This is a genomic window from Phycisphaeraceae bacterium (assembly GCA_019454185.1).
GTDB lineage: Bacteria > Planctomycetota > Phycisphaerae > Phycisphaerales > UBA1924 > JAHBWV01.
In genome coordinates, this window is record CP075368.1 from 23,087 (window position 1) to 46,975 (window position 23,889).

Genomic DNA, 23,889 nt, shown 5'->3' on the forward strand with positions numbered 1-23,889 from the left:
AGGAGAGTGTAGGTTCTCCGCCCGGAAATCGCCCGAACACTTGGCGTCGGGGCCTGTGGCGTGTAGTCTCTTGGCCCATGCTCTTCCTCTTTGCGATGACGATCTTTCTGAGCGCACTCCTTTTGTTCATGGTGCAGCCCATGGCCGCGAAGGGGATTCTGCCTCTCCTGGGGGGCAGCCCGGCGGTGTGGAACACCTGCATGGTGTTCTTTCAGGCGTTGCTGCTGTGCGGGTATGCGTATGCGCACGCGTTGTCGCGTCTGAAGTCGAAGTGGGCGCAGGTGGGGATTCACGGGGCGGTGATCGTGCTGGCATCGGCGACGCTGCCGATTGTTGTGCCGCGTGGCGTGGCGTTGCCTTCGGAGGGTGGGGAGACGCTGTGGCTGCTGGGGCTTCTGGCGTCGATGGTGGGTGGTCCGTTCTTTCTGTTGTCGACGACGGGTCCGTTGGTGCAGTCGTGGTTTGCGAGGACGGGGCATCCGAGCGCGTCGGATCCGTACTTTTTGTATGGGGCGAGCAACGCGGGGAGTTTCATCGGGTTGCTGGGGTTTCCGCTGGCGATCGAGCCCCTGATGGGGCTTCGCGAGCAGGGGGTGTGGTGGGCGGTTGGGTTCGGCGCGCTCGCGCCGCTGCTGATCGTGTGCGGCGTGGTGATGGCGCAGGCGGTGGTGCGTGCGCCGACGCGTCAGGCGCGTCGGGCGGGGAAGGTTCCCGCGGCACCGACGCTGGATGCCTCGCCGGTGACGTGGAAGCGGCGCGGGTGGTGGGTCTTCCTGGCGTTCGTGCCTTCGAGTCTGACGCTGGGGACGACGCAGTATCTTTCGACGGATATCGCGGCGATCCCGCTGTTGTGGGTGATCCCGCTGGCGATCTACCTGCTGACGTTCATCATCGCGTTCTCGAAGCGTGAGCTGGTGCCGACGGAGTCTTTGTCGAAGTTGCTGCCGTTCATCGTGGTGGCGATCGGCGTGGCGTTCCTGATGCATGCGCGGGAGCCGATCGCGATGCTGATCGGGCTGCACGTGCTGCTGATGACGCTGGGGTCGCTGTTGTGCCACAAGCGTCTGGCGGATGCGCGCCCGGAGGTTTCGCGTCTGACGGAGTTTTATCTCTGGATCGCGGTGGGTGGCGTGCTGGGCGGGATCTTCAACGCGCTGGTCGCGCCGCTGGCGTTCAACGACGTGTACGAGTACCCGATCGCGATCGGGCTGGCGTGCATGTCGAGGATCGCGCCGGGCGGGGTTGCGCGGTCGGCGCGCTCGCGGATGCTGGATGTGGCGGTGCCGCTCGCGGTGCTCTTGATCGCGGCGGGGACGCTGCCGGCGATGCAGTGGGTGTTCCGTTTGGGCGGTATGGAGCTGCAGGGGGGGTGGCTGGTGAAGGCGTTGACGGTGGGTCTGCCTTGCATCGCGTGCTTCCTTGCGGTGGGGAGGCCCCTGCGGTTCTCGCTGTGCGCGGTGGCGATCCTGGTGTACGCGTTCGTGTCGATCGAGCCGACGTTCAAGGTTCTTCACAAGGAGCGGACATTCTTCGGCGTGCTGCGGGTGCTGGAGTCGATGGACGGGGCGATGCACACGCTGCGTCACGGGACGACGACGCACGGCACGCAGTTCATGATTCCGGAGTATCGGGACCTCCCGACAACGTATTACCACCCGGATGGGCCGCTCGGGGATCTGTTGTTTGTGTACCGAGAGGGGCCGATGCTGCAGCGCGTGGCGGTGATCGGGATGGGCACGGGAGCGATCGCGGCGTACGGGAGGCCGGGGGACGTTCACGATTTTTATGAGATCGACCCGGCGGTGGACCGCATCGCGCGGAACACCAAGTGGTTCAGGTATCTGAGCGATTCAAAGGCGACGGTGAACGTGATCATCGGCGACGGGCGGCGTGAGATCGCGGAGGCCCCGGACGGCTCGTACGGGTTGATCGTGGTGGATGCGTTCAGTTCGGACGCGATCCCGGTTCACCTGATCACGCGCGAGGCGATCGAGTTGTACATGAAGAAGCTCGCGCCGGGGGGGGTGCTGACGCTGCACATCTCGAACAGGCACGTGAATCTGAATCCGCCGCTGGTGGGGATCGCGGCGTCGCTGGGTTTGAAGGTGGTGTCGTGCGCGCACCAGTCTCCGAAGCAACTGGCGACGGACGCGTGGACGAGCGTGTGGGTGGCGATCGGGCGTGAGCCAGGCGATTTAGAGCCGCTGCTGGCGAAGGGAGCGGATCGGCGCGACTGGTGGGTGTTCGAGCCGAACGAGCGGACACCAGTGTGGACGGACGATCACGCGAACGTGCTGCAGATGTTCAAGTGGTGAGGCGGATGTGAGGGGGCAGGGTGGTGCGTGCTACCGCCATGTGCGAGAGATCCGTGGCGAGAGCATCGGCACGCGTCCGACGGGGATGCGGCCGCCGCCATGTTCGTCGAGTTGAGGCGGATGTCATGCAGGATCGGGATCGCGGGTGGGGTCGTGGGGAAGGCGTTCTGCGAGAACATCCAGCAACGCTCCGACTGGGAATCCCAGTGGAACTGGAGGCGCGGCTTGCTTCCATCGGGCGAGCAGTTCCGGTTGTAACCGGGAAACGACCCGACACCAAAGGCCGATGCCCCAAGATTCATCCCCGCGACTGCAAGGTTGGCCCCGCCAGCCGACACGAGTGTGAAATCAACGTGCGGCGTAGGAATGTGTACGCTCGGGTTCGCATCATCAACAAGGTTCAAGAAACCCCAAACGACATCATCCGGGTCCACTTCCTGTGCAAGACTCTGAACGTATAGAGGAGCGAGATCCGAAACCGGTGCGACGTTTCGGAACGGAGATCCGATTGCGATCGAAGCGTCTCGAGGTGGCCGGATAAACACACGAACTATTGCTCTTGCCGATCCGTCTTGCTGCACGGCGACCAATCGACCCGTTGCCCCATCTTCGAGCACAAGCGTGTTCCGCTTCAACATTCGCCGATTCGGGAGGTTTGCTCGCCATCCGACGATCGCCCGCGAAAGGTGCGCTCGTACCGTAGATCGACGGATTGAGATCACAAATCCTGCAGGCAGTCCGTCGATCTCGACTTGCAAATAGAACCCTTCGCCTGTGGGTCCTACAGCACTGACGATCGTTGGCACGCGAACAGTCATAACCGGTCGCCCCTCATGCCTCAGCTTTCGGGTCTGGAGCGTGGCATACCTGCCATGAACAACACGAGTACCGCCGCAGATGGAGCGGGCGGCACAACTGTCAGATCCACGACCTCGATCGTCTCGCCGACCTCGCCATACGCGTACCCCACGAGTCGCCAGTGATGAGGATCGATCGCGTCGCTGCGCTCGATCTGGAGATAGCCGAAGCGCGTCAACTGGTAGTTCGCGAAGCCGATATAAGCATACTCTTCCATTCCGTAGCTGAACGACGTCAGATCGAAGTCGCCGTCGGAACCGCCTTGATAGATATCCGCAGCCTGAGTGCTTCCAGTATTAGGGTTGAAAACCGGCACATACCAATACTGCCAGAAGTCGGAACCATGAGACTCGAGTGTCGTGCCTTCGAGCCGGAGCCCGCCGGGCACATAGAGTGATGGGCTCGGAGGCGGGAAGACACCCACAGCGTTGTTTCCCACAATGGTCGCCCCAAAGATGTCGTCACCATACGTACCCATGCGAATCGCTTCAAACGGAAGTGTCGCTTGGTTTACATTTGGCACGAGTACTGGCGTCGGCTCCCACAGTCTGATATACACGCTGTCATCGCTGATCACCGGTCGATCATTGGGATTGGTATACACCCATGTGGTTGGTGCTGCCATGGCATTCTCCGTCGTCAAGCAGGCCGCCGCCACGGCGAGTGCTCGGCACACGTTCTGTGTTATGTATGCGTTCAAGAAGTACCCTCCGCCGCATGTGCGGCCATGATCTCCATTGGGTGGTCAGTCATAACATGCACGTCATCACACCCATGCGATCCGACTTTCCCGTCAAGCATCTCAGTTCGATAACGAACTGCCGGTACCCTTTCCCATCGAAGAGCACCGACGCGAGCCCCCGCTGCGAGTCCTGACCAGTCACCCGCATCCCCGGTGGTGTCAACGATCGATCCGGCGCGACGATCTTCAGGTCACACCCAAGGTTGTACTCGACCGCGTCACCAACCAGGAACGCGCCCTTCGTCAACCCCAACGTGATCGAGATGTCGCCCAGAATCTGTCCAACGAACCACTTCGAGGCGTCAGGCCTCGTCAACCGGCGGATGCCCCAGACCCGCGCGGATGCGTGCGGCCCGGTTTCGCTACCCACAACTCTCCCATAAAACGCCAGTTCGACAGAGTTTCCCAACTCAGTAGCGAGATCGTCGCCCCCGAGGACCACGCGGCGATTCGTTCTGGCCTGTGGAGTCGTTGCCTGGAGCGCGACAGCATCAATCGCCGTGTGGGCCGCTGTCACGGTGCTGAAGTACGACGATCCGGTGAACTCCCCCGGTGCCCAGTCGTTGACGTTTGTTCCTAAGGCGGAGATCGTGAGGGCCATTCCATCCTCCCGCGCCCGCACCCCGCCATTACCAAGAAGCAGGCGAGTGCGCGGCTGTCAGCATCGAAAGCCAGAGCCCGGCAGCATCAGCAGCCGCCCGCCGTGAGTGGATACACCACTTACAACCAACAGGCCCTAACCCCCCCCCAACATCAAGGAGAAGTATGCCACACGATTTCGGGTCGTGCCAGTGATCTTGGAAAGAAGATTGGGCACGCGGCAATGGGCGGTCTGGAACTGGGCAGTTGGGCTGAGCATCGAAAGGGGTGCTGGTCGGGTGATGCTGGGGAAACTGCCGTACCCTAAGCCCATGCCGATACTTGACTACCAGACTGCCGGGGAATCACACGGAGCCGCCCTCATCACCATCCTCACGGGATTGCCGCGGGGTCTGACGCTCGATCTGGACCTGATCAACGGCGAGCTGCTGCGTCGTCAGGGGGGGTACGGGCGGGGCGGGAGGCAACGGATCGAGCGTGACGTGGTCGAGTTCCTTGCCGGGACGCGGCAGGGGAAGACGATCGCTTCGCCCCTCTGCATGCGGGTGGTGAATAAGGACTCGCGGATGGACGACGGGGCGAGGACGCCCCCTGTGTATCGTCCCAGGCCCGGGCACGCGGATCTTGCGGGGAGCATCAAGTGGCTGACGACGGACTGCCGCGAGACGCTGGAGCGGGCGAGTGCGCGTGAGACGGCGGCACGGGTGGCGGCGGGCGCGGTGGCGAAGTGTCTGTTGCGCGAGGTGGGGATCGAGGTGTTCGGGTTTGTTCGCCAGATTCTGGACGCTGGGACTGAAGTGGATGTGACGGAGGAGAACTGGAGGTCGCTGCGCGAAAGGCGGGACGCCTCGGAGACGTATTGCCCCGACGAGCGCGTGACGGAGCGTCAGTGCGCGATCATCCGGCAGGCGAAGATCGACAAGGACACGATCGGCGGGATCGTCGAGGCACACATTTTCGGGTGTCCGCCGGGGCTCGGCTCGTGCATGGATTGGCGGACGAGACTGGATGCGCGTCTGGCGTACGCGGTGATGGGCGTGCAGGCGATGAAGGCGGTGGAGATCGGGCTCGGGCGTGCGTGCGCGTCGAGGCCTGGGTCGGCGGTGCACGATCCGATCCGTTTCGATCCGGCGCGACGCGGGGATCACACGCTGGGATTCACGCGGGATACCAACAACGCGGGCGGGACAGAGGGTGGGATCACCAACGGCCAGCCGGTGGTGGTCAAGGCGACGATGAAGCCGATCTCGACGCTCCTGCGCGGGCTGCCCTCGGTCGATCTCAACACCAAGCAGCCGGAGATGAGCCAGTACGAGCGGTCGGATATCTGCGCGGTCTCGGCGGCGAGCGTGGTGGTCGAATGCGTCGCGGCGTTCGAGGTCGCGCGGGCGTTGACCGAGAAATTCCCGTCGGACTCGATGATCGAGCTCAAGCGTGGGATCGAGTCGTATCTTGAATACGCGAGGTCGCTGCCGCTCGATCCGCCGACGATGACGATCGCGTGAGAGGGTGGGCGTGAGGCATTGGGCATTCGGCGATGCACAACGAGAGTTGTGATCAGTGTCCGGTGGACGCGAAGTCGATGGGCATAGTGCTGAGGCGGCGGTGGAGGCGGGCTCGGCGCGCGATGGGCCACCAGTCGTACAGGAAGATCTCAAGGGGTCTCCACATGGCGACCCAGCCGACGATGATGAGACTCTGGCCGACGATCTCGGCGATGGTGCCCTGCCACAGGCCGCTGATGCCCTGTGCGGCGGCGATGCAGATGGCCACGAAGAGCAGCCCGATCAGGAGTGAGAGACGTCCGACGCCAAGGAGGTGTCGGAGTTCGCGTCGGGTGTTCTCGGCTTTGTACGCGAAGAAGTTGTGGATGGCATCGATGATGCCTTCACGGGCGGCCGGATCTTCGACGGGTGTTTCGATGTGAAGGACGAGTCGGAGCTGCGCATCGTGGTGGGACTCTGCGGCCCACCCCTCGATAAAGGCCTCGGCGTCGGCGTCGAGGTCTTTCTCGATGAAGGGGGAGGGGTCAAGAGAGTTGAAGAGTTGGGAGATGTTCTTGAGGCGGATCTTGATGGTGGCGCGGGAGGCGAGGTCATGCGGAGTTCTTGCGGGTTTCATGGAGAGGCCTCGGTGGAGCGGGCGAGTCGGGCGTCGAGCGCGTCGCGGACCGCGGGCCATTCGTCGCGCAGGATGCTGAAGTAGACGCTGTCGCGCCATGCGCCGTCGGGCATGATGAGGTGGCGACGAAAGATGCCTTCCTGCGTCGCGCCGAGTTTGGCGAGTGCGGCGCGGCTGCGCAGGTTGCGGGCGTCGGTCCTGAACGCGATGCGTTCGGCACCGAGCGTGTCGAAGGCGTGTGAGAGAAGCAGGCGTTTGGATTCGGGGTTGACGGCTGTGCCGCGGGAGGTTTCGGCATACCAGGTAAAGCCGATCTCGGCTCCGCGGTGCGCGGGCCTGATGTCGTAGAAGGATGTGGAGCCGACAGCGCGGGAGGAGGCCAGATCAATGACTGCGAAGTGGAGTCGGCCCGGATCGGCGATGAGGCGCTCGATGAAGGCGCGCATGGCGGCTTCGGTGTGGTTCTCGGGTCCGAAGGTGAAGTAGCGGAAGGTGTCGAGGGGTGTGCCGGCGTGGAGGTCATGGGCGTGCGCGGGAGTGAGGGGTTCGAGACGCACGTGCCGGCCCGCGAGCGTGACGGGTCGGATCCATGCCTGTTCTGAGGGCCGTGCATCAGCGGCTGTCATAGTGATGACCTTTCCCGCGCAAGCTCGGCTTCGAGTGCGGCGGCGAGGTACTCGAATTGCCCGGGTGCGTTGTACGCATGCGCGCTGATGCGGACAGTGCGCGGCCCGTCGGCGACTGACCAGATGGGGACCTGGATGCGCCAACGGGAGAGGAGCGAGTCCTGGAGCGCATCGTGGTACGCGCTCGGGCGTGTTGACAGCGATGCGCGGCGCGCGGGGTCGTGCGGCGGCAGGATGAGCGTGCAGATGCTGCCGATCATGTCGTCGGGGGCCGGCGGTTGGATGGAGAGCCGAGTGCAGATCGCGTCGCGCCCTCGGAGCGTCATGGCGCGGTTGTGCGATTGGAGGGCGGGAATGCCGCCTGAAATGAGCGTGGAGAGGAACTCGATGGCGTCGGGGATGGTGAGGAAGGGCGTGATGTCGTTGGTGCCGACAAAGTCGAACTCGGTGTGGAGCGGGGGGCGGCCGGGCTTGGGCTTCTCGGCGAAGTTTGAGAGGACGAGTGGGCGGAAGTTGTGCTGGAGGTCGCCGCGGATCCAGAGGAAGGCGCACCCCTTGGGCGTGCAGAGCCACTTGTGGCAGTTGCTCGTGTAGTACGAGGCGTTGAGGGTGTTGAGGTTGAGATCGGGGAGCATGCCGATGGCGTGGGCTCCGTCGATGATGGTTCGGACACCTCGGGCTTCGAGCGCGGCGACGAGGCGCTCGACGGGGAGGATGAGCCCGCTGGAACTCGTAACATGGCTGATGAGGGCGGCCTTGGTGCGGGGCGTGACCCTCGACATGATGGCGTCGAAGGCCTGATCGGCGGAGCGGATCGGGAAGGGGATCGGCGCGATGACGGGGGCGGCTCCGACCATGGCGCAGACAGCGCGAAGGTTGTTCAGACAGGCGGGGTATTCGTGGTCGTTGGCGAGAACTTCATCGCCCGCGCCGAGGAAGCCGGTGCGGGCGAGGTGGTGGAGGACCGTGGCGACGGCGATGGTGGCGTTGGGGATCGGAACGAGGTCGGTGGCGTGTGCGCCGACGAAGGTCGCGAGGGCGGCGCGGGCGCGATCGAGCAGGTCCCACGAGTCTTCAACGAAGAAGCGGATGGGCTCGGCTTCCATGCGGTTCCGGTAGCGTACCTGGGCCTGGAGGACGCGCGTGGGGCATGCGCCGAAGCTGCCGTGGTTGAGAAAGCAGACGCTGGGGTCGTGCTGCCAGTGGACAGCGAGGGGAGAGGGCAGGGGTGAGTTGGGGAGCTCGTGGCCTTGAAGCGGGTTGGAGAGCATGGAGCATGCTACGGCGGTCACGATGGAGTCATTCGAGGAGAAACAACAATCGTGAACGATTAGGAGCGTGATTATAGGACGTTTGTGTGCAAACATTTGTCTTGCTACACAATCGTGCATCGGCTATGGTCTGTCTTCACCTAGTCCAGCGTTGTGTTCAGTTGTGTGTGTGAGGTACATCAGAGAGGGGATGTCAGATGAAGATCCGTACATGTGTGATGATCGCGATCGTCGGTCTGCCTGCGGCTCTGGCGTGTGCGGAGCTTCCGGCCACGACGCTGCTTTTCAGCAATCCGGCGTTTCCGGCCTCGCAAGTTCCGGGCACACCGGGTGTGACGTTCACGAGCTTCCTTGACGGGTTCACGGTGAGCCAGAACGGCTCGCTCTGGGCGATCCGAGCCAATGCCACGACCGCGCCGACCACTCGTGACACCTTCTTTGTGACGGGCAACAGGAACGGGATCACAACGCTGGTTCCGGAGAATGACATCCTGCCCGGCTTGGGGCTTGGGTGGTTCAACACCACGGCCGAACGCACCATGTTCATCAATGATCGGGGCGATTTCGCGTTCTCGGGACAGTTCAGCCCGGCGACATCTTCCACAGACGAGATGGTCGTGAAGTACACGGCTTCGAGCGGCCTGTACTCGATCGTGGCGCGTGAGGGGGATCTGATTCCGGGTCTGGGTGGAGAGCGGTACGGGTCTACGAACGACGCCGCGGCGATCGACAACCTCGGGCGCGTGTACTTCCGGGACGGGGGCACGAGCGGCTCGATTCCATCGGATAAGGACGAGTTCATCTTCCGGGGGTTCGACGCGTCGAGCGTGACGCCGTATCTGCAGGGCGGGACGTTTGCGCCGAGCGGGCAGTTGGGCGGAACGAACGCGCTTCTGACCGGGCTGACGACCCGGACGTTCCATGTGTCTGACGACGGGGCCAACTACATCACGCGTGGTTCGCTCGCGCTCTCATCCAACAGTTCTGTGATCGTCGTGGACGGGCGTGTGCAGCTTCAGGCGGGCGCCCCGATTCCCGGCCTCAGCGGGTTGGGCCTCTCGACGATCGCATCGTCGGACAACATCGGTATGAACGAGAAGGGGGACTGGTTTGTCTGGTCGTCGACCACCGCCTTGGAGACATTTCTGATGGTGAACGGCGAGGTGGTCCTCACGAACACCACGCCTCTTCCGTCCGGTCTGGCGGGGACGTTCACCGGCATCGAGGATGTCGGCATCAACGGGAATGGCGATGTGGTGATCGTGTCGCGGATCTCGACGACGGGCCAGTATGTGATCACGATCGATCCGCGCGGTGCGGCCGAGCCCTATGTCTTCCTCACATCCGGGCCGAGCAGCCCGTTTGCGCAGGGGATCGATATCAACGGCGATGGGCTGATCAACGACAACGCGTTTCTGAGCACGATCAGCGACGTATCACTGGGCGACAACGGGGACCTCTACGTGATCGGGCGTGTCGCCAACAGTGTCACGGGGCTGAACATCGGCGACGGGCTCTTCCACTTCTACGTGGACATCATCCCCGCGCCGGGTGCGGTCGGGCTCTTTGCGGTCGCGTCGCTGATCGCTCCCCGGCGTCGGCGATGAAGTGACGCGGCGATCCGAAGCGTGAGAAAGGAACACCGCTCTGGTGAACTTCGCAACCCGGAGCTGTGCAACCCGGAGCGGCGCGATCAGGAGCGGAGTCGCGGAGGCCATCAGTGCAGGACGCGATAGACCTCTGACTGGTCGGTGACGCCGTTGGCGACCTTGAGCATGGCGTCCTCGCGCATGGGCTTGAAGCCGGCGTCGATCGCGGCCTCGCGGAGCGAGACGCCGTCGGTGCGGGATTCGGTGAGTCATAGTTAATCTGGCACGGAGTTCTCGGATATGTCGTAATATGCGCCGACCTGAGTACAAGTGCATTACGGCTCGGAGTTCAAGCGGAGAATGAATGTACCCTCGGGTGCTTGTGCTGAAGCAAGAAGCGATCGGAGATTCGTCAGCCAGACGCGCTCCTGATCGGTTCTGAACTTGGACTCTAACCCAATGATGGCGAACGCTCCACGGTCAGTAAGCTCTTTGATACCTATCGTGTCTAGCTCGGAGGGGTGTAGAACCCAGCCCTTACGATCAGCGAGATAGAGTAAGGTCGGGTCACCAGACCAGCGAGGGCTGACGACGATTATCAGATCGGTCGGCGTGGATAATGCTTGTGTATCACTCGCAAGTGCGACTTCTGCCGATCGATTTGATAACTCTAGACGCCAGTAGGCGTTCATTCGATACAGACTCAGCAACAAGATGCCGACAACAAGAAATGGAACTAATGCTCTGAGTCTTGGCGATTGCCACCAATCAGAGATTGCCCTTCCAGCAAAGTATGACCCGGGCAATACAAATGGCAACTGGTAATACTCGTGTTCTCGATTGCCTGGAGCGGCAATGACGAGGTATATGAAGACGCTTATCATCCAGAAGTCAAATAGTCGTTCTTGTCCATTCCGGCGTGCGAACAGCAGTCCGAGTAGCATGACCGGCAAGCCGATCCATGTGAATACTCGCTCCCCGAGTCTTCGAAAGACAATCTCATTCCAGAACCCTACGTCTGCTATCGCGGCTGCGGTACCATACTTCCACGAACCAAGCACGCCGAAACTATTCCCAGTCTCCTGCCCTATGCGAGCGGCATGTATGTACCACATCGCGTTGACGCCAAGTACGCCGATCGCGCCAAGAATATAGGCTGGACTCATAGCGGCTCGCCAACCCCGAGTGCTTACTACAAGATACACAAGAGGTAGGCCTATATATAATGAAGGCAGTTTGACAAGCCCTGCTCCGGCGATAAGCACGCAAGATACAATCAATAAGATGCTGCTGCGACGCACAAGGTGCAGCCAGAACATGTAAAGTCCGGACATGGTTAGGCAGAGCATGAGCGACTCTGGCATCGCTGTCCGACCGTAGTAGACCGCAAGAGGCGCGATTGCCGCAACTATCGCGGATGCGATCGATACCCTCTCGCCTGAGATACGCCTTACAAGATCCGCAAAGAGAACGAGTGTCACGAGCGAAGCAAGCACTGAGATGCCACGCGCGGCCCACGGGGCTATGCCAGTGATTCGCCATACAGACGAGACCAGCCACGAGTAAAGCGGAAACTCCATCTCTACGCGACCATCTCCATCACCTCTCCAGTCGATTCTGGGTGACAAAATGTTACCGTCGCCACGGAGCATGTTACGGGCGACGCCTGCCGTGTCGGTTTGTCGCCATGAATGGAAACCGATGAAGTCCGAGTCAAGATGCACCACCCTTAGGGCTGCGGCTATGGCTAGTACAATTATGATTCGCCAAATCCAAACCTTGGAGATCGCGGCACTGGCAGTCGGGTTCTTCAGTTCGTGGGCATTCGAATCCGAATCCATGTAAACCCTCGCAACGCTTCACTGTGGTAACCGACCTATTGGTACGTCAGTGTAGCACTCGGTAGACCTCTGACTGGTCGGTGACGCCGTTGGCGACCTTGAGCATGGCGTCCTCGCGCATGGGCTTGAAGCCGGCGTCGATCGCGGCCTCGCGGAGCGAGACGCCGTCGGCGCGGGATTCGGTGAGTCGGCGGAGGGTGTCGTCGATGTGCATGAACTCGTAGACGGCCAGGCGGCCCCGGTAGCCGGTGCCGAAGCAGCGTTCGCAGCGCTGGTGGTCGTTGATCGTGCCCTTGCCGGCGCACGCGGTGCAGGTGCGCCTGAGGAGGCGCTGGGCGAGGACGCCCAGGAGCGAGGACGTGATGAGGTAGGGCTCGATGCCGATGTCGATCAGTCGCGGGATCGCGCCGGGGGCGTCGTTGGTGTGGAGCGTGGCGAGCACGAAGTGGCCGGTGAGCGAGGCCTGTACGGCGAGCTGGGCGGTCTCTTTGTCGCGGATCTCGCCGACGAGGATCACGTCGGGGTCCTGACGGAGCAGGGCGCGCAGGCCGGTCGCGAAGGTGACGCCGCGCTTGGGGTTGACCTGCATCTGGCTGATGCCGTCGAGGTGGTACTCGACGGGATCTTCGATGGTCATGACGTTGCGCGTGGCGCGGTCGATGCGTCCGAGTGCGGCGTAGAGGGTGGTGGTCTTGCCGGAGCCGGTGGGGCCGGTGACGAGAACCATGCCGGTGGGGCGATCGATGACATCCATCAGCTGGCCCTGCATCTGCTTGGTCATGCCGATGTCGTCGAGCGAGAGCTGGGTCTGGGTCTGGTCGAGCAGGCGGAGAACGAGGCGTTCGCCGTAGACGGTGGGGATGCATGAGAGTCGGATGTCGACCTTTCGCTGTCCGACGCGGACGGAGGTGTGTCCGTCCTGGGGCGCGTGGCGGTTGGCGATGTCGAGCTCGGTCATGACCTTCATGCGTGAGCTGATGGCCGGGGCGAGCGTGGGAGGAGGCGTGAAGACATCGTGGAGGATGCCGTCGATGCGGAAGCGGATGACGAGGCGGCTCTCCTGCGGGTGGACGTGGATGTCGCTGGCGCGCCGGCGCAGTGCCTCGAAGAGGATCATGTTGACAAGGCGGATGACGGGTGTCTGGCGGGCGAGTTGGAGGAGGTCGGTGGACTGGCCGATGGAGCCGGCGGCGGTCTCGATGGCGCGCTCGTCGAGGGGCATCTCGTCGATGATCTCGGTGACGAGGTCGCCGCGCTGCTCGTAGCCGCGGTTGATGAGATTCTGGACCGCGGCGCGGGGTGCGAGGACGATGCGGACCGGTGCCTGGAGGATGTCTTCGAGGAGGGAGAAGATCGCCGGCTGCATGGGCTGGGCGGTTGCGACGGTGAATCCGTGATCGTCCGAGGCGATGCCGGCGACGTGGTGGGCGCGTGAGATCGTGCCGGGGACGAGTTCGTAGTAGCGGCTGGCCGAGTCGTCGAGCTTCGGTTCCTGATCGAAGGGGAGCCCGGTGCGCTTGGCGAGCGCGGCGAGCGCCTGGTGCTCGTCGATCGCGAGCATGGAGAGCAGTACATCCCACGGTTCATCGTCGGAGCCGGTCGCGCGGGCGAAGGAGCGGAGTTGATCGGGCGTGAGATCGAAGCCGTCAAACGAGCGTGCGAGGCGGGTCCACTCGTCGTTCACGACGGTGGAGGGCTGCTCGGGCGCGGCGTCGCGTCGCGCGAGCTGCTTGGTTTGCGCGGGGGCCCGTGATGGCGATCGGCGTTCTGCCATGTCAGCGGCTCCCGATGGGTGCCGCGGGCGTTGCGGCGGCGGGGCGTGGATCGATCAGCGGGATGACCGAGGGCTCGAAGTCGGGGAGTTCTTCTTCGAGTTCGGAGACCTCGTAGGGGCCGCGTGTGAGGAGTCGGAGATCGGCGAAGGTCTCGTCGCGCATGATCCTGGGCGTGATGAAGACATAGAGGCGTGTCGAGGCGTTGTTCTTGTTCGTGTCTCTGAAGAGATGGCCGACGAGGGGGATGTCGCCGAGGAGCGGGACCTTGACGACGGTTTTGCGCTTTGTGTCTACTTCGATGCCGCCGACGACGATGGTGAAGTCGGTGGGGAGACTCGCGCTGGAGCGGACGTTGTTCTCGATCCTGGGCGGGGGGATGCCCTCGGAGCCGGTGCCGTCGAAGGCGGAGAGCTGGACGGCGTATTCGAGTCGGAGGTAGCCGCCCTCGCTGATGCGCGGCGTGACGGTGAGGGTTGTGCCGGCGTCTTCGTATCCGCCGAATGAGGTGACATCGCGCGAGCCGGTGCCGCCCCCGCCGAGACTTGTGGTGGTGGTGGGTTCCTGGCGGATGCTGGCGATCTCTGCTTCTTCGTTGTCGTTGACGAGGAGCTGGGGGTTGGAGAGGATGCGGGTCTCTGCGACGTTCTGCAGCGCGGTGATGATGATGGGCACCTGATCGGACTTGATGATCGCGGCGGTGAGCCCGCCGAGGGCGGTGGAGACGTTCTTGGGATCGTTGAGTCCGGAGCCGGTCGGGAATGTTGAGAGGCCGAAGTTGGTGTTGACGACGCCTCCGGTGCCGTTGGCGTTGATGAGCTGGGTCTCGAACGCGAGGCGCAGCGAGTCGCTCGTGGTGAGGGAGACGATCTTGGCCTCGATATAGACCTGCGGCCTTCGGAGGTCGAGTTTGGAGATGATCTTGGCGAAGTCGGACTGCTGGGCGAAGGGGGCCTTGACGAGAACCTGGTTGTTGTCGATGTCGGCGATGACGAAGGCGTTGTCGGAATCGAGCGAGGTGCCTTCGCTGTCTGAGCCCTGGGACTCGGGCCTCTGGAAGTTCCGGTTGCGGTTGTTCTGGTTCTGGCGGAACTGGCCGGTTCCGGTGTTGAGGAGCGGCGAGTTCGCGGCGGGCGTGGAACTCTGGAGGAGCCCGAGGAGGATCTCGGCGACGGTCTCTGCATTGGCGTGGTGGAGTTTGTACTCGCGGATGACGATGCGTTCGCCCTCGGTGTCGAACTGCTTGATGAGTTGTTCGAGTTGGGCCTGCTGCTCGGGTGTTGCGAAGTAGACGATCTGGCCTCGGTACTCGTCGGCGACGATAACGGTGCCGCCGACGGTGCGGGAGTTCTGGAGGAGTTGTCCCGTGTTGGGGTCGATCTGAAACTGCATCTGGTTCTGGAAGGGATCGGTCGGTCCGGTCTGGATCTTGGTGACCTCGCCGAGCCCTCGCTGCTTGGCGAAGTCGGCGATCTGGTTGGTTGCGGAGCCGGTGAAGTAGCGTTTGGCGGCGAGGGTGCTGGTGGCGTCGATGACGTTCAGCAGGGAGCGGATCTGCTCGACCTCGTCGGGGCGACCCCTGAAGATGAGGGCGTTGCCGAGGGGATCGACCGAGAGGCGTGACGAGAGGTTGTCGAGGAATCGCGTCGCGCCCTGCGGGTTGTTCGGGTCGACGAACTGGCGAGGGCCGCCGGCGGAGGTCTCCTGCCCAACGAGCGCGATGGCGCGTTCGCGGGCGACGGGTGCGGAGAGGTGGCGGAGTTCGAGGCGTGTGAAAGCGACCTTGGCGCGTTCGCGTGCGATCTCGGCGACGAGGTTCTCGATGGCGCGGATGTTTCCGGGCGTGTCGGTTGCGACGATGACGCCGAGATCGTCGAGGTATGTGACGCGGACGCCGCCTCCGCTTCCGGTGGTGCCGCGCCCGCGCATGGCGGCTTCGATGGTGTCCTTGAGGATGCTTGGGACGATGTTGGGGGTGGGGATGATTCGGGTTGTGGCGAGCGGGCCCGCGCTGTCGGCGAGTGTGGAGGGGAGGTTCTCGATTCTGAGGACGTTGTAGAAGCCGCTCGGGGTGCGGGTCATGCCGAAGCCGTGCTGCTCGAGGAGGGAGTTGACAAGGCCGAGCAGGTCGTCTTTGTGGACGCGAAGGGGCGCGTTGAGCATGACGGTGCCGGAGAGGGAGGGATCGACGCTGACGTTGATCTCGAGCGCGTTGACGAGGTACTCGATGAGGGCGTTGAGTTCGACACCCTCGCTGAAGGCGTCGAGAGTGACGAACTGGTCATCGGACTCAAAGTCGTTCCGGGCTTCGCCGGGTGGCGTGATGGGGGGCAGGTCCTGGGCGCGGGCGTGGTGTCCGGGGGCGATCGCGCCGCAGGCGAGCACCAGAGCCAGCACGGCCGATCGGTGTGAGCGTCTGAAGATGGGTGATGAGTTGGTGGCCATGCTGATCTCCGCGTGAACCTGTGAGCCCTGCGCGGGGAGCGCGCGGGGCGTTTGAGTTATACCCTCTCCGAACGCATCCCGTCCGCCGGGATTGCTGCGCTGACGACTCGGAATGAAGCCATGAGTGAGACCGATCGAACGGGGAAACCTCGGGTGGTGAGTCTGTTGCCCTCTGCGACAGAGTTGCTTTCGGTGATTTGTACCGAGGGGTTGCTGGTCGGAAGGTCACATGAATGTGACTTCCCCCTGGAGGTTCGCTCGGTCCCGGCGCTGACGAGGGCACGCGTGATGCCCCGGGTAGAGCCGGGGGGGGAGATCGATCCCTCGAAGGACCCTGCGGCGATCGACCGGGCGGTGCGCGATTCGCTGGGGTCCGGACAGTCCCTGTATGAGGTGGACGAGGCGGCTCTGGCGGCTCTCAACCCGGATGTGATTCTGACGCAGGATGTGTGCAGTGTCTGTTCCATCGATCTTGCGTCGGTCGAGCGGGTGGCGCGCACCCTCCCCGGTCCGCCTCGGGTGTTGTCGCTCAATCCATCGACCATCGAGGATGTTCTGGATGATCTGCTGCGGGTGGCGGCGGCTCTGGGACCGGAGTGGGCGGCACGCGGCGATAGGGCGATGGTCGGGCTGCGCGAGCGGCTCTTCAGGGCCGAGGAGTACGTCAATCCGTATGAGGACGGGCGGGTTGTTGCCTTGTTGGAGTGGACAGACCCGTTGTTCTGTGCCGGGCACTGGACGGTCGAGTTGATCGAGCGGGCCGGTGGGCGCCATCCGTGGAATGAGTCGGTCGCGCGGGCGGACTCGGGTGCCGCGGCGGGGCCTCAGCGGGGGGCACGTGTCGCTGGGGCATCGCGGGTTGTGTCGTCGGAGGAGTTGGTGAACGCTCGTCCGGAGTTCCTGGTGGTTGCGCCGTGCGGGTTCTCGCTGGATCAGGCGTGGGCTTGCACGGAGGAACTGGCGATGCGGGAGTGGTGGGGGGAGTTGCCAGCCGTGAAGCGAGGGCGCGTCGCGGTTGTGGATGGGAACCAGATGTTCAATCGGCCCGGGCCGAGATTGATCGACGCTTTCGAGTGGCTGGTGGGGTGGGTGCAGGGAAGGCCGGAGTTGATGCCTGACGGGTTTCCGTGGCGTGCGTGGGGTGTTCAGCGGAGCAGGTTGTAGACGATGATGCAACGGAGCGCGGAGATGCCGTCTCGCCAGGTGATTTTCTTTCCCTCGGCGTAGGTTCGTCCGGCGTATGTGACCGCGACCTCGTAGATCCGTGCGGGGCGAGGGCTTTCGCTCGAGTGATCGGAGGTGGAGATCCGGATGCTCGCGAGCTTGGCGATCAGTTCGGGCTCGACGCCGAAGCGGGGCTCGGTGATGGTCAGTTGCTGCGCGACGCGGCGCGTGAATGCCTTGGTGCAGCACTCGATGTCGGAGAGGTTGAGATTGGTCAGCATGTTGCTGAAGAGGGTGATCAGGCGGTTCGCGGCGTAGTGCCAGAAGTAGAGCACGCGATGGGAGCGCCCGAGGAAACGCGTGCCGATGACGGCGTCGGCGCGCCCGTTCAAGATCGGTTCGAGCACGGAGGCATGGTCGGCGGGGTCGTATTCAAGATCGGCATCGTGGATGAGAAGGATGTCCGCGCCGTCGGCGAGGGCGGCGTGGAGCGCGGACTTGAGCGCAGCCCCCTTGCCCTTGTTGGATGGGTGGCGCACGATGAGCACGTCGGTTCGCGGGGCGAGTTCGTCGAGGATCGCCCCGGTGCCGTCGGTCGAGCCGTCGTCCACGAGGATAAGGCGTCGGACCAGACGCTCGTTGCTCGCGGGGTCGGTGGGCGGGGGCACGGCGTCGAGGCGCGCGACGGCGTCCCGCAGCAGTTTCTCCTCGTTGTAGATCGGGATGAGGATCGCGAGTTTCATCGACCCAAGAATGTAACGAGCTTGTCGCTCGGGCGTGCGGGGCCGGAATCGGAAGGGCAACACCATGCAGAGGGTGTCGAGGCGTGCGAGAGCGGCGGGGGTGCTGGCGGCGGGCGTGCTCTGGATCGGCTCTGGGTGCGAGACGGTGGGCGCGGTCTCGTCGTCGGGTTCGGGCGATTCGTATTCGTATGTGATGGGGGATATGTACACGACCGAGGAGACGCGATTGCCGCGGGCGTTCGAGGCAGCACGCACGGTGCTGGAATCGAGCGGGTATCGAGTCGGCTCGATGACGCGTGACGATGAGAAGGGACAGATCTCGGCGCAGCGCGGCGAGGGCCAGACGGTGCAGGTAACGCTGGAGAGGCGCGGCTTGGATCAGGTCCGGATCCAGGTTCGCGTGGGCGTGGTGGGTGATCGGGCCGAGTCGAAGCGGATTCTGGATGAGATCAGGTTGCGGCTGTGATGCGAATGGATCGTGCGTTCAGTTGCCGTTGAGCAGCACCCGCGCCTGCACGCTCGACACGCCCATGCCCGTGATCTCATCGCGAGTTGCCCACGAGAGGCCCGGTCTTTGGCGCTCGATCGAGCGTTTCATGCGATCGGTGACGCGGAGCGTGAGCACGGTGAACTCGAATCGCCGGTGCGTCGTCTGGTGCATGAAACGTTCGCGCTCACGGAGCTTTGCTGTGTGGCCGAGCCCGAGGGCTTCGAGGGCGACATCTGTGGCATCGCGAGAGTGCCCGGCCCACTCGATGGTCGGCGCCTGCACCATTGACGCCCACATCCCCTTTGCGGGCCGCGTCTCGATCGCGAGTCGTCCGGCATGATCCTCCAGCACGATGCTGACCGCGCAGACAGTCGGGGTCTTCTTTGTTCGCTTGGGTGTGGGGATTGTGTCTGTCAGCCGCGTGGCACGCGCGACACACCATGTGCTGAGCGGGCAGGCATCGCAGCGAGGGGATCTCGGCGTGCAGACCGTGGCACCGAGTTCCATGAGGGCTTCGCCCGCGAGCGTCGGGGCAGGGGCGGGCCCCGCGTGCCGGATCATCGTGTCGGCATGCGATCGAGCCCAGGCGATGGCCTTCGGATCCGATGCGCCGGCGCGCCGGGCTTCGAGACGCAGTAGGACCCGCGTGACGTTTCCATCGACCATCGCGATGGGCTCGTGGAAGGCGAGGGAGGCGACCGCTGCGGCTGTGTATGGACCGATGCCGGGGAGCGTCTTGAGCGTCTGCGAGGTGGAGGGCATGGTGCCGGCGTGGTCGGAGACGACGGCTCGTGCCGCAGCGTGGAGCATCTTTGCGCGCCGGTAGTAGCCGAGCCCTGACCAGAGTGCGAGCATGTCGGGCTCGGGTGCGTTGGCGAGGGACTGGATCGTGGGGAATCTGGCGATGAACCGCTCGAAGGCGGGCGCGACGCGGGAGACCTGCGTCTGCTGGAGCATGATCTCGCTGACGAGGACGGCGTAGGGGTCGCGCTTGATCCCGAGAGGGCGCGGCCTCCAGGGCATGTCGCGGGCGTTTGCCTTGAACCAGCGGACAAGGGCTTGGGCCGGGGCCTTGGCCTGGGTGCCGGGCTGGGGCTTCGAGGGCTTACGGGCCATGGGTCTCGATTCGAGCGAGGGCGGCGCGAACGGCGGCCTTGATCGGCTCCCACTGCCCGTCTGGAGACTTGCAGACCGTGATCCAATCGGTATGGATCAGGACGTTTGTCACGTTCGGGATCGAGAAGAGGGCCATGGCGAGCGTATCGGAGGCGGCCTGTGCTTCTTCGGGCTTGAAATAGGAGCGGGGCGTGTCCGAGATCCGGGCGTCGAGCGAGCACTTGATCGCGTTGGGGTTGGGGGTCGCGTCGAATCTGACGACTTTGGAGGCCATGTTTCTCTCAATCCGATGGAGGGGGTGACAACAAGTGGCCGGCGAGAACGTAGACTGTTGGAAGCGGTGGGTCGAGCGGCGTCGGGTCGATGTCGGTCGCATCGCGTGGAAGCGTTGAGCGAGGATTGTGGGCGTGTTCCCCTTCGAGCGGCTGGGCAATCTCCTTGATCGGCTCTCCTCCTATGTGTGGTGGGAGGTCGCGCTCGAGTTCGCCTTTATCTGGATCTTCGTGTACGCGATTGCGAGGTTCGTGCAGGGTACCCGGGCGGCGGGCGCGCTCAAGGGCGTGCTGGTGCTCTTCCTGCTGCTGACGCTGGGTGCGAAGATCCTGGCTGGGTCTGACGCCTTTCCCCGGATCGGCTTTCTGTTTGAGCGCGTGCTCGGCGTGATCGCGCTGGGCCTGATCGTGGTCTTCCAGCCGGAACTGCGGCGTGCGCTGATGAAACTTGGTGAGACGCAGATCGGATTCCGAGGGACCCCGTCGGAGATTGCTGCGGTGGCGAGAGAGATCTCCGATGCCGCGGGATATCTGAGCAAGGCGCGTTTCGGCGCGATCATCGTTGTGCAGCGTCAGGAGGGTGCGAAGGCGATTCTGGAGACGGGCGGCGGCACGGTGATGAACGCGTCGTTGTCGGCGCGTCTGTTGCAGACGATTTTCTTCCCGGGCTCCGCGCTGCACGATCTGGCGGTGGTGGTCCGGGGGCAGACGATCATCGCGGCGGGCGTGCAGCTTCCGCTCGCGGATCCGTCGGAGATGCCCGACCCATCGCTGGGGTCGCGCCACCGGGCCGCGGTCGGCGTGAGCAAGGACCAGGACGTCGTGGTTGTTGTTGTGAGCGAGGAGACGGGCGCGGTCCGGATCGCCGAGCGCGGTCGGCTGTCGCAGCCGATGACGCCGGCGGCGTTGCGCATCGAGTTGGCCAAGCGGCTTGGAAGGTCCGCTGCCGAGGACGAGGCAAGCCGCGCGGATGTCGGCGAGGAACTCCTGGACACCCACGAGAAGCGGGAGAGTGCGTGATGCTGAAGCATGCTCCGACGCTGATCATTGTGACAATCGTGACGGCGGTGATCTGGCTCTTTGCCGAGGGTGAGAACGTCCAGCGTGCGGAGATCGTGGCCTCGATGCAGGTCGTTCCGGGTTCGACGCCTGGGCTGATCACCTGGGTGGAGTCGGACACACTCTGGGACGGTCGGGTTCTCTTGAGGGCGTCTGGTGCCACAGTCGGCATCGATCGCCTGCGTGACAGGTTGCGCCAGCCGGTGTTGATCTCGCCGGGGACGGAGGGTTTCAGTCTCGCGCCCGGGAACCAGACCCTCGACCTTCGGTCCTTGTTGCGCCAGTTTCCCGAGATCCGCGAGACGGGCGTGTCGATCGAGGAGTGTGAGCCGCGGACGATCGTCGCGCATGTGGATGTGGTCGAGACGATCGAGCTGCCGGTGCGGGTGGACGTCGCGGATGCTGAGGTGGAAGGGCTGGCGGAGGCGAACCCGGCGCGGATTTCCGTGCAGGTGCCGAGTCTTGCGAAGGGCCGCCTGGCTCCGGATGCGGCGTTGCTCGCGCGGATCGGGACGGACGCGGTGCGCGGGCTGGGTCGCGGGCGTCGTGAGACGTTGCCGTCGGTGGTGCTCGAACTGCCGCCCGAGCTGCAGGGTGTGCGCGGGGTGCGACTCTCGTCGCCGACGACAAGGGTTTCGCTGACGCTGCGTGAGCGGACGGTGACGGAACTGGTTCCGTCTGTGCCGGTGCATATCCGTGTTGCACCCGGGCAGCTTGCCAAGTGGCAGATCACGATTCCTGAGAATGACCAGTTTCTGCGCGACGTTCGCGTGACGGGGCCGAGCGAGGAGATCGAACGGATCCGCAAGGGAGAGCTTCGGATCATCGCCATGGTCGCGCTCTCTTCGCAGGAGCTTCAGGCGGCGATCACGAGCAAGGCGGTCAGTTTCTCGGATCTTCCCTCGACATTGCAGTTCCAGGTTGAGGACCCCATCGTGTCGCTGGAGATCCGCCCGATCGGGGAGAATGGCGCAACTCCTTCGAGGACAGGACTATCCGGATCTGGTGCCGAGGCCCCGGACCCGGGTGAATAGATGCCGGGTGGCCCGGGGTGCCCCCTGGCGGGTGGCCTATCGGTTGAGCTCGGGTTGCGGGCGTTGTCCCTTCTCTTCGCGGGCGAGCTGACCTAACCTTCCACCCCCCCGGACCCGGCCAGCGGGTTCGGATGTGGGAACCCTTGTCAACGAGCCGTGATCGACACGTCTCGTGCCCCAACTCACCGGCCGAGCCCCGGCTCTCCGGGCTTCGCAGAGGACCTGATCGTGAAGATCAAGACCGACGAGATCGCCAGCGTCATCAAACACGAGATCGAGCAGTATTCCGCGAACCTTGAGGTTTCGGAAGTCGGGCGGGTGGTTGAGATCGGCGACGGCATCGCGCGGATCTACGGGCTCTCGAACGCGATGGCGGGCGAGCTGCTCGAGTTCCAGACCAGCGAGGGCGCGGTCATGGGCCAGGTCTTCAACCTGGAACTCGACACGGTCGGCGCGGTCATCTACGGCGACTACCTCTCCGTGAAGGAGGGCGACCTCGTGAAGGCGACCGGTCGCCTGCTCGAGGTGCCCGTCGGCGAGGCGCTGCTCGGACGCGTGGTCGATCCGCTGGGTCGGCCCGTGGATGACGGCCCCGCGATCCGGACTGACACGTACCGCAAGGTCGACATCATCGCTCCGGGCATCGCCGAGCGTCAGCCCGTGACCGAGCCGGTGCAGACGGGCATCAAGGCGATCGACGCCATGATCCCGATCGGCAAGGGACAGCGCGAGCTGATCATCGGCGACCGCAAGACGGGCAAGACGGCCGTCGCCATCGACACGATCATCAACCAGAAGCAGTACTGGGGCACGCCGGATGCGGTCGTCTGCATCTACGTCGCCGTCGGTCAGAAGGAATCCACGGTTGCGGGCGTCGTCGAGACACTCCGCAAGGCCGGCGCGATGGACTACACGATCGTGGTGGTTGCCGGCGCGTCCGACCCGGCCCCCATGCAGTATGTCGCGCCCTACTCGGGCACCGCGATGGCCGAGTACTTCATGTGGCAGGGCAAGAGCGGCAAGACGCCCAAGCACGCCCTCTGCATCTATGACGACCTTTCCAAGCAGGCGGTCGCGTATCGCCAGTTGTCGCTGCTCCTCAAGCGTCCCCCGGGCCGCGAGGCGTACCCCGGCGACGTCTTCTATCTGCACTCTCGTCTGCTCGAGCGTGCAACCAAGCTCTCCGACGAGAACGGCGGCGGCAGCATCACGTCCCTCCCCGTGATCGAGACGCAGGAGGGCGACGTCTCGGCGTACATCCCGACCAACGTGATCTCGATCACCGACGGACAGATCTACCTCGAACCCGAGCTCTTCTTCTCCGGCGTTCGTCCGGCGATCAACGTCGGTATCTCGGTCTCCCGAGTCGGCGGCAACGCCCAGATCAAGGCGATGAAGAAGATCGCCGGCTCGCTCCGTCTCGACCTTGCATCCGCACGCGAGCTTGAGGCCTTCGCCCAGCTCGGCACCGAGCTCGACAAGGCGACGCAGCGTCAGCTCGATCGAGGCCGGCGCATGGTTGAGTTGCTCAAGCAGGGCCAGTACACGCCGTTCAACGTCGTGGACCAGGTGATCTCGATCTACGCGGGCACCAAGGGCTTCCTCGACGACATCCCCGTGCCCCAGGTTCGCGAGTTCGAGCGTGCGATGCTCGACCACTTCCAGGCGGCGGGCAAGCCGATCTGGAACGATCTCGACGCCAAGAAGGCGCTGGACGCCGACCTTGAGAAGCGTCTCACCGACGCCATCGCCAACTTCAAGGCGGGTTGGAAGCCCAAGGCCTGAGTCAGGGCACACAAGCGATTCGTTCACGCGGCGTTGCTCATCGAGC

20 protein-coding genes are annotated in these 23,889 nt (G+C 64.0%); 9 read left to right on the forward strand and 11 right to left on the reverse strand.

Annotation, left to right across the window (positions count from 1 at the left end; translation table 11 throughout):
* Positions 1-77: 77 nt before the first annotated feature.
* Together KF838_00105 and KF838_00110 are read left to right on the forward strand one after the other, a co-directional pair.
* Positions 78-2,315, forward strand: a complete 2,238-nt coding sequence (locus KF838_00105; GenBank protein ID QYK48269.1) for a fused MFS/spermidine synthase — start codon at positions 78-80, stop codon at positions 2,313-2,315.
* Positions 2,316-2,435: 120 nt separating this feature from the next.
* Positions 2,436-2,573, forward strand: coding sequence for a hypothetical protein (locus KF838_00110; GenBank protein QYK48270.1), 138 nt, complete (start codon positions 2,436-2,438; stop codon positions 2,571-2,573).
* Positions 2,574-3,153: 580 nt separating this feature from the next.
* Here the strand turns inward: KF838_00110 and KF838_00115 are convergent.
* Together KF838_00115 and KF838_00120 are read right to left on the reverse strand one after the other, a co-directional pair.
* Entirely contained in the window at positions 3,154-3,798 is a 645-nt protein-coding gene (locus KF838_00115; GenBank protein ID QYK48271.1) for a hypothetical protein, read from the reverse strand.
* 124 nt (positions 3,799-3,922) lie between these two features.
* Positions 3,923-4,516 carry a hypothetical protein gene (locus tag KF838_00120; protein QYK48272.1) on the reverse strand — a complete coding sequence of 198 codons (594 nt, stop codon included), beginning with the start codon at positions 4,514-4,516 and terminating at the stop codon, positions 3,923-3,925.
* A gap of 310 nt (positions 4,517-4,826) precedes the next feature.
* On the opposite strand from KF838_00120, the gene aroC reads away from it, so the two are divergent.
* Positions 4,827-6,020 carry a chorismate synthase gene (aroC, locus tag KF838_00125; protein QYK48273.1) on the forward strand — a complete coding sequence of 398 codons (1,194 nt, stop codon included), beginning with the start codon at positions 4,827-4,829 and terminating at the stop codon, positions 6,018-6,020.
* 52 nt (positions 6,021-6,072) lie between these two features.
* Here aroC and KF838_00130 read toward each other — a convergent pair whose 3' ends face one another.
* The 3 genes from KF838_00130 to KF838_00140 are packed head-to-tail and all read right to left on the reverse strand — an operon-like array spanning position 6,073 to position 8,533.
* Positions 6,073-6,636 carry a hypothetical protein gene (locus tag KF838_00130; GenBank protein QYK48274.1) on the reverse strand — a complete coding sequence of 188 codons (564 nt, stop codon included), beginning with the start codon at positions 6,634-6,636 and terminating at the stop codon, positions 6,073-6,075.
* Complete coding sequence (locus KF838_00135) at positions 6,633-7,262, reverse strand: GNAT family N-acetyltransferase (GenBank protein QYK48275.1); 630 nt, start codon at positions 7,260-7,262, stop codon at positions 6,633-6,635. Before KF838_00135 ends, KF838_00130 begins: the two co-directional genes overlap by 4 nt.
* Positions 7,259-8,533 carry an aminotransferase class V-fold PLP-dependent enzyme gene (locus tag KF838_00140; GenBank protein ID QYK48276.1) on the reverse strand — a complete coding sequence of 425 codons (1,275 nt, stop codon included), beginning with the start codon at positions 8,531-8,533 and terminating at the stop codon, positions 7,259-7,261. The genes KF838_00135 and KF838_00140 overlap by 4 nt, the downstream gene beginning before the upstream one ends.
* Positions 8,534-8,730: 197 nt before the next feature.
* Here KF838_00140 and KF838_00145 point away from each other — a divergent pair, with 197 nt between their 5' ends.
* Positions 8,731-10,140: a hypothetical protein gene (locus tag KF838_00145; GenBank protein ID QYK48277.1), complete on the forward strand. Its 1,410-nt coding sequence runs from the start codon at positions 8,731-8,733 to the stop codon at positions 10,138-10,140.
* Between the two features lie 317 nt (positions 10,141-10,457).
* On the opposite strand, the gene KF838_00150 is transcribed toward KF838_00145, so the two are convergent.
* Genes KF838_00150 through KF838_00160 form a run of 3 tightly spaced genes read right to left on the reverse strand, consistent with a single transcriptional unit; the run spans position 10,458 to position 16,180 of the window.
* Positions 10,458-11,963, reverse strand: a complete 1,506-nt coding sequence (locus KF838_00150) for a glycosyltransferase family 39 protein (protein QYK48278.1) — start codon at positions 11,961-11,963, stop codon at positions 10,458-10,460.
* Positions 11,964-12,009: 46 nt separating this feature from the next.
* The gene (locus tag KF838_00155; GenBank protein ID QYK48279.1) at positions 12,010-13,737 is read right to left on the reverse strand and encodes a type II/IV secretion system protein; all 1,728 of its coding nucleotides are present in this window, start codon (positions 13,735-13,737) and stop codon (positions 12,010-12,012) included.
* A 1-nt stretch (position 13,738) separates the two neighbouring features.
* Complete coding sequence (locus KF838_00160; GenBank protein ID QYK48280.1) at positions 13,739-16,180, reverse strand: hypothetical protein; 2,442 nt, start codon at positions 16,178-16,180, stop codon at positions 13,739-13,741.
* A gap of 288 nt (positions 16,181-16,468) precedes the next feature.
* Between KF838_00160 and KF838_00165 the strand changes: the two genes are divergently transcribed.
* On the forward strand, positions 16,469-17,344 hold the full coding sequence (locus tag KF838_00165) for a hypothetical protein (protein ID QYK48281.1): 876 nt from the start codon (positions 16,469-16,471) through the stop codon (positions 17,342-17,344).
* Here KF838_00165 and KF838_00170 read toward each other — a convergent pair.
* Positions 17,326-18,087 carry a glycosyltransferase family 2 protein gene (locus tag KF838_00170; GenBank protein QYK48282.1) on the reverse strand — a complete coding sequence of 254 codons (762 nt, stop codon included), beginning with the start codon at positions 18,085-18,087 and terminating at the stop codon, positions 17,326-17,328. The genes KF838_00165 and KF838_00170 overlap by 19 nt on opposite strands.
* 64 nt (positions 18,088-18,151) lie before the next feature.
* Here KF838_00170 and KF838_00175 point away from each other — a divergent pair, with 64 nt between their 5' ends.
* Entirely contained in the window at positions 18,152-18,553 is a 402-nt protein-coding gene (locus KF838_00175) for a DUF3568 family protein (protein ID QYK48283.1), read from the forward strand.
* An 18-nt stretch (positions 18,554-18,571) separates the two neighbouring features.
* Here KF838_00175 and KF838_00180 read toward each other — a convergent pair whose 3' ends face one another.
* Positions 18,572-19,693, reverse strand: a complete 1,122-nt coding sequence (locus KF838_00180; protein ID QYK48284.1) for an A/G-specific adenine glycosylase — start codon at positions 19,691-19,693, stop codon at positions 18,572-18,574.
* Positions 19,683-19,967, reverse strand: coding sequence for a NifU N-terminal domain-containing protein (locus tag KF838_00185; GenBank protein ID QYK48285.1), 285 nt, complete (start codon positions 19,965-19,967; stop codon positions 19,683-19,685). The genes KF838_00180 and KF838_00185 overlap by 11 nt, the downstream gene beginning before the upstream one ends.
* A gap of 133 nt (positions 19,968-20,100) precedes the next feature.
* Between KF838_00185 and KF838_00190 the strand changes: the two genes are divergently transcribed.
* The 3 genes from KF838_00190 (at position 20,101) to atpA (ending at position 23,843) form a co-directional block, all read left to right on the forward strand.
* Positions 20,101-20,985 carry a diadenylate cyclase gene (locus KF838_00190; GenBank protein QYK48286.1) on the forward strand — a complete coding sequence of 295 codons (885 nt, stop codon included), beginning with the start codon at positions 20,101-20,103 and terminating at the stop codon, positions 20,983-20,985.
* Positions 20,985-22,058 (forward strand): hypothetical protein, encoded by a 1,074-nt coding sequence (locus KF838_00195; GenBank protein QYK48287.1) that lies wholly within the window; start codon positions 20,985-20,987, stop codon positions 22,056-22,058. The genes KF838_00190 and KF838_00195 overlap by 1 nt, the downstream gene beginning before the upstream one ends.
* Before the next feature lie 228 nt (positions 22,059-22,286).
* Complete coding sequence (atpA, locus tag KF838_00200; protein QYK48288.1) at positions 22,287-23,843, forward strand: F0F1 ATP synthase subunit alpha; 1,557 nt, start codon at positions 22,287-22,289, stop codon at positions 23,841-23,843.
* Positions 23,844-23,889: the final 46 nt, after the last annotated feature.